The organism is Methanospirillum sp., assembly GCF_035406105.1.
In the GTDB taxonomy this organism is placed as follows: domain Archaea; phylum Halobacteriota; class Methanomicrobia; order Methanomicrobiales; family Methanospirillaceae; genus Methanospirillum.
The window spans coordinates 1-1480 of the sequence record NZ_DAONKG010000353.1 but is presented as its reverse complement, the minus strand read 5'-3'; the positions used below and the strand labels follow the sequence as shown (position 1 = coordinate 1480).

The 1480-nt window shown below is 40.7% G+C and carries 2 protein-coding genes; one reads left to right on the top strand and one right to left on the bottom strand.

The genetic code is table 11. The annotated features are described in order from the left end of the window. Positions 1–967: PD-(D/E)XK nuclease domain-containing protein (locus tag PLA23_RS13405; RefSeq protein ID WP_324475537.1), on the top strand; the 967-nt coding region annotated here is incomplete at its 5' end. 134 nt (positions 968–1101) lie between these two features. Here PLA23_RS13405 and PLA23_RS13400 read toward each other — a convergent pair. Further along, positions 1102–1480, bottom strand: a 379-nt coding sequence (locus PLA23_RS13400) for a GDP-mannose 4,6-dehydratase (protein WP_324475535.1), incomplete at its 5' end; no start/stop codon positions are given.

The following is a 1480-nucleotide window of genomic DNA, read 5'->3' as shown; positions in this document are numbered from 1 at the left end:
ATTTACCGGGGAAGAAATACACACCCTGTTCAAAAAAACGGTTCCTGAAGAGATAGATTATAAATCAGTTGAGAAAACTCTGAAGGAATATTATAATGGATATCTTTTCAGTGAGGATGAAGAAACAAGGTTGTATAACAGTGATATGGTGCTTTATTACTTAAAAAATTATCAGTTATTTCATAAACCTCCAAAATATCTTCTGGATACAAACATTGCAGGTGATTATGGGAAACTTGGACATCTGCTCAGAATGAAAGATCCTGTTCAAAATATTGACACCCTGAAAGAGATTGTTACGACGGGATTCGTTACAGCAAATATTACCAGCACATTTTCAATGGATCTTCCATTTACAAAAGATGATTTCAAATCTCTTCTTTATTACCTTGGTCTCCTTTCCATTCGGGAGAGTATTCCCGGTGCTGTTACGCTGCAGATTCCAAATTATGTCATTCGCGGTTTATACTACGACTTTTTTCTGGAATTCATCAAACATGAAGCACCATTTCAGGTTGAACCGGACAGAATCCGGGATGCAATGTACCAAATCGCGTATGAAGGGAAATGTGACATATTAGTCACACTCATCGAAGAACTTCTTCATGCATTTTCTAACCGGGATTTCATCGGATTTGATGAGAAATACATCAAAATTGCAATTTTTGCATATGCAAACATGAGCAGTCTGTATCTGGTAAAGTCGGAATATGAGGTTGCAGACGGGTATATTGATCTCGCTCTCCTTAAGAGGGATCCCTGGCATCCGGATTATTACGCCCTCTTTGAACTGAAGTATGTGAAAAAGAGCATGATTTCTGATGCGGTACTAGAGAAAATGGTAAATGAGGGGATAAAACAATTGAATCAGTATATCTCATCACCCGAATTATCGTCTATTCCAAATCTGAAGCGATGGGTCCTGATCTTCTCTGGTGATCGGTGTGTGCGAAAAGAGGAACTGTGATCATGATCTCTTCTGGAAAAAATGGCGTAAAGATGGTAAAAATCCCATACCCAAAATAATGTCTGGGGGTGCTAGGTACAAGTACGGTGATAAAAAAATATGTTCTTCTCTCTTTTATTATCGATGTTATGATATCAGGACCGATGAACCGACCCTGAATTCGATTCTTTCATCATCATCAGCCCGTCCCTGATATCCACTTTTGGCTCCCATCCCAGTTTTTCCCGTGCCTTTGTAATATCCGGGACCCTCCGTGTCGGATCATCCGGGGGCATCGGATGGTATGACAATTGTGATGATGATCCGGTAAGATCAATAATCATCTTTGCAAGGTCAAGTATTGTATACTCAACCGGATTCCCGATATTCACAACCTCCCCTTTTAAACCAGGCAGCCCTGCCAGACGAAGTAATCCGGTAATCTGGTCTGTCACATAACAGAATGACCGTGTCTGCGTACCGTCACCAAATATCGTGATCGGCTCATTAGGCATGCCCTGATCAAGGAACGGG